Annotated in this window: 3 protein-coding genes and 1 pseudogene; 2 read left to right on the top strand and 2 right to left on the bottom strand. The window is 43.0% G+C overall.

From position 1 onward, the window contains the following. The first annotated feature begins 124 nt into the window (after positions 1 to 124). Together Q0200_RS10540 and Q0200_RS10535 are read left to right on the top strand one after the other, a co-directional pair. Positions 125 to 1,459: an MBOAT family O-acyltransferase gene (locus tag Q0200_RS10540; protein WP_297941005.1), complete on the top strand. Its 1,335-nt coding sequence runs from the start codon at positions 125 to 127 to the stop codon at positions 1,457 to 1,459. Further along, on the top strand, positions 1,459 to 2,565 hold the full coding sequence (locus tag Q0200_RS10535; RefSeq protein ID WP_297941003.1) for a DUF459 domain-containing protein: 1,107 nt from the start codon (positions 1,459 to 1,461) through the stop codon (positions 2,563 to 2,565). Before Q0200_RS10540 ends, Q0200_RS10535 begins: the two co-directional genes overlap by 1 nt. 524 nt (positions 2,566 to 3,089) lie before the next feature. Here the strand turns inward: Q0200_RS10535 and Q0200_RS10530 are convergent. Then, a pseudogene (locus Q0200_RS10530) lies at positions 3,090 to 3,720 on the bottom strand (NAD(P)H-dependent oxidoreductase). Positions 3,721 to 3,871: 151 nt separating this feature from the next. Continuing rightward, the gene (locus Q0200_RS10525) at positions 3,872 to 4,321 is read right to left on the bottom strand and encodes an HNH endonuclease family protein (RefSeq protein ID WP_297941001.1); all 450 of its coding nucleotides are present in this window, start codon (positions 4,319 to 4,321) and stop codon (positions 3,872 to 3,874) included. Positions 4,322 to 4,614: the final 293 nt, after the last annotated feature.

The raw sequence follows: 4,614 nt of genomic DNA, 5'->3' as shown, positions 1-4,614 counted from the left end.
CGCAAATTTGAGCAGGCTAATTCCCGAGCCGTTTTAAACTCAAATTTTAAATTCCCGTCAAACGTAAATTTAACCTAATCCAAAATAATTTTTTTATATAATTACGCAAAAATTTAGGCAGGATATGAATCTTTTCTCCATAGAATTTGGCTTGTGCTTTTTTATCTTTTGGCCGATTTATTATTTTTTAAACACACGCCCGCACCTGCAAAAAGCCGTTTTGCTCGCCTTTTCATACCTTTTTTTAGCCTCGTTCGGACTTAAATTTTTAATCATAAATTTTATCTTTAGTACGGCGATTTTTCTTTTCGCAAGGGCGAGCGAGAACAAGGACTCTGCGTTTTCGTTTGCCGCCGGCGTTATTTTCGTGCTTTGCGCGCTTGCGTTTTTTAAATACGGCGGATATTTCACGATCAAATTTGGTGTCATGAGGCTCGAAACCATCGCACTTCCGCTTGGCATTTCGTTTTATTCGTTTATGAGCATTTTGCTGCTAAAGGCCGTGCGAGAGGGCGAGCTAGAGGCGCCTAGCTACCTTGATACGCTGATTTTTCTTAGCTTTTTTGCCGCGATTATTTCGGGTCCGATTTTACGGCCAAAGCCATTTTTTGATGCATTAAACTCCCCTAAAGTTTTTCGCGCTAGCCCCGTGATATTTGCACTTTTGTGCTCCGCGATTTTTAAAAAACTCATCGTCGCAAACCATCTTTTCGAGATAGTTAATCCCGTTTTCGCCGCACCCACCCTGCCCGCATCGCAGCTTTTAGGCGCGCTTTTTGGCTACAGCGTGCTGCTTTACGCCGATTTTAGCGGCTACGTGGACTTCGTGACGGCGCTAGGACTCATGTGTGGTTTTGTTTTACCGCAAAACTTCAACCGCCCTTTTACGGCGCGAAATTTAAAAAATTTCTGGCAAAATTGGCACATCAGCCTAATGAATTTTTTCAAAGAGTGCGTCTATTTTCCGCTCGGAGGCAGTCGCGGCACGGTAGCGCAGACGCAGCTAAACGTTATGCTAGTTTTTGCGATCTCAGGCGTCTGGCACGGTGCGGGGCTTGGCTTTTTGCTCTGGGGGCTCATCCACGGCCTTGGCGTCGTATTTTTAAATTTAACCAGCGAGCGCAAGTGGCTAAATTCGGCCATACTTGGACGATATTTTACGTTTATTTTCGTGAGCATGGTTTGGGTCTTTTTCACGATGGATTTTGAAGGGGCGGTGCGCTACATCGGAGCTATTTTTAGAAACTCCGGCGGCGAGCTTCTTGCGATTTGCGCGCTATTTGCTGGCGTTTTCGTATTCGTATTTTTGTACGCCGCGCTTGACGTTTATCCGCTTTTGGTCAAATTTTTTGCAAACATAAACGTTGTTTTTTCAGCCGTTTTTTTGGCGATTTTTGGGATAATTATTTACTTTTTGATGCCGTCAGGCATGCCTAACTTTATATATCAAGGATTTTAATGAGAGCGTTTTTTGGGGTATTTCTCGCATTTTTTACGCTGATTGCGCTATTTTTGCGACCGCTGTCAAACTACTACGAAGCCAAATATCAAAAGGATTTTTTCATCACGGACGAGCGCGCGATGGCGCTGAGCGATAAATTTATAAGCGCGGCCGAGGACGGCTTGCAGAGCGCAAAATCGGCCATCGATAAACTTACGGGCATTTTTTCGGGCGATAAAAAACAGGTCGCGACCAGCCCTAAAACGGAGCAAAATTTAACCGTATCGCAAGCCGAACCGTCAAATTTAAACGCCCAAAATGCGCAAAATTTAACGCCCGGTATCGGCGCGATAAAAGAAGCGAATTTAACGGCTCAAAGCGTTCAAACGCCTGCTAAAACCGTTTCAAATTTAGACAAAAACGGCTCGCTAGCCTCAAATTTAACGCCGAGCGCTCCGAGCAAAATAAATAAATCCGCGACTTTTGATATCGAGCTAAACGAAAATTTGGGCGTCATTTTGATAGGCGACTCCATAATGCAAGGCTTTGGCTGGGGTTTTGAAAACGCTCTAAAAACGAGCAAAATCTCAATCAAAAATATGGCAAAAGCAAGCACGGGACTAACGAATAAGAAATTTTACGACTGGAGCGAGGAGCTAAAAGCGGCACTAGCAGGCCTAGAAAATCGCCCGCAAAATCTGCTGATATTCGCGCTTTTTGGCGCAAACGACGCTTATAGCTACACCTTTGACGAGCAGGCGCTGGACTTTGGCACCGACGCGTGGCGCGAGGCGTATGAGGGCAGGATCGCCGAGATCTACGAGATCGCAGGGCAGCACGGCGCGCAGGTCGTGTGGCTGGGAGTACCGTGCATGAAGAGCGAGAAATTCGACAAAAAAATGAAGGCGCTAAACCTGATCTATAAGGACTCGGCGCAAAAATACGGCGCGCGCTACATCGATATCAGCGGCGCGATCTGCGATAACGGCAAGTATCTAAAAGAGGGCGCGGACAAAAAGCCGCTGCGCAAGGACGACGGCATGCACATCAGCATGAACGGCGCTAAAAAGATTGCCGTCTACGTCGTGGACAAACTGCTAAACGGGCAGAGCGATAATTTTTAGCCGAATTTGAGTTTGGCTAAATTTGCGCGGTCGGAAATTCTTAAAATTTGGAATTGATAGAATCGGCAAATTTGAAATCTCGCCGATCTGCCGAGCCGCTCACAAAATAAATACGGGCGCGCCCCAACTAGCTTACGCCGACTTTTACCGTGAAGTGCGACCCAATGCACGCTCGTATAAAATAAAATATCGCACGAAATAAGCACGCGGCCGTCTTTTTTGCCTTAAGCGGTTATTTCGCTAAACCTGCCGACGTTTTACTGCAACCGACCTAGATACGGCACAAAGATTTACCGCAACGCTAGAAACGCATGACAAACTGCGTTTGGCACTTTCACGTCGTCTTAGGCACACGCTTTCTTTACCGACATAGATTTTATCGGTTCGTTTTTTATTTTCGTCGTCTCGGCAAATTTAAATTTGCGTCAAATTTTTAGCAGCAAAAACTCAAATTTAAAACTCGGTCGGCACCAAAATCGCGTAAAGCTCGCGCCGACCGCATTAAATTTGCATAGCTACTAAATTTAATAAACCCACTTCACGACGTCGCTTAGTTCGCGGCGGTATCTTTTTGGCTGCGGTTTTACGCGGTAGCCAAACGGCACCATGAGGCACACGCGCTGCTTGCTCGTGTCAAGGCCTAAAATTTTATTTAAAGCCGCTGCGTCAAAGCCCTCGATAGGGCAGCTGTCGATACCTAGGCTCGCCGCCGCGGTCATCATATTTGGCCGCCGCGATGTAGCACTGCTTGCTCGACCAGTGAAAAACTAGCTCGTCATCGCGATGAAAGCGTCTCTCTAAAAAATCGCCGTAAAATTTCTTCCTCGCGGCGATCATCTCGGGTGCCTTGTCTCCGCGGCGGTCGATCATTTTTTCAACATATTCGCCAACGCTTTTTACCTCAGCGACTTTGGCAAGGATGACTACTAAATGCGAACAAGAGGTGATTTGCACTTGATTCCACGAGGTTTCGCGGATCTTTTGCCTGAGCTGCTCGTTTTGCACGACTAAAAAGTCCCACTGCTCTAGCCCAACCGAGCTAGGACTTAGTCTGCCGGCCTCCAAAATAAAGTCAAATTCGCTCGCGCTGATTTTCTTGTTTTCGTCAAAGACCTTGCATGCGTGACGAAATTTCATCGATTCTAAAAAATTCATTTTCGCTCCTTTTATAAGTCTATATCAAGAATTTCATTTACTCTATCGCGGAACCAATCATATCTATCCTGAATTGATTTTTCATTCCATTGCCCCTGATATTTATTGCATTCAAAATCAGTCACGATTAATCTTGTCATTTCAAATGCAACTACACCAGTGTTTTTATTATATTTTTTGTATTTCCGCGATAAATATCTATTTTTGAGCCAAGTCCGCAATTACCAGCCGAACTATTCTTTGAACCGCTTAATAAAGTTAAATTTCCACCGGTGTTTAACCATCTATCCGCCACTTCTTTGCTTATATATTTCCAATCATTTGAGTTATTATATTTTTGCGGCAATATATGCTCTATTTGAACCTCGTCAAGTCTTATAAATACCTCTTTGCTATCATCCGTTAAGCTATATTCTATGGTGACCAATAATGGCTTAGCCCAAGAGTTACCATATAAATCACCAGATAACTCGTTTCTTACGTATTCAATAACTTTATCATTACTTAATTTGCTATTTAGCTCACTATTAATATAGTCAATATCCTTACCATCTTTTATCCATTCTATCATCCTGAATGAAATATATTTTATCTTATTCAAAGTATATCCGGCTATCCAGTAAAGATAGTAAAAACGCCTTATTAAGATCAAAAGCCTATCTATACTGGTAAAATTTTCTTTAATAGCCGTTAATACAATAGACTTCCAGTAAAAACTCCATCTCAAATACCACAAGGAATTTATGACTTTATTATCATCATTATAAATTCTTTCTTTATAAATTTCACAAAATTCTATAAAGTCTTTAATTATTTGATTTGAATCTCCATTTTTATAAGTTTTAAAAATTGTGTTCAGCTCATCAACAAGACTTTTTTTAGGATTTTATGCCA

Origin of the sequence: uncultured Campylobacter sp. (genome assembly GCF_938045225.1) — a bacterium.
In the GTDB taxonomy this organism is placed as follows: Bacteria; Campylobacterota; Campylobacteria; order Campylobacterales; family Campylobacteraceae; genus Campylobacter_A.
Note: the sequence above shows the minus strand (reverse complement) of the source record. Positions and strands in the feature narration are given on the sequence as shown.

Coding starts and splice junctions, on each gene's coding strand:
- Q0200_RS10540 (WP_297941005.1), top strand. CDS start 125: ATGAATCTTTTCTCCATAGAATTTGGCTTGTGCTTTTTTATCTTTTGG.
- Q0200_RS10535 (WP_297941003.1), top strand. CDS start 1,459: ATGAGAGCGTTTTTTGGGGTATTTCTCGCATTTTTTACGCTGATTGCG.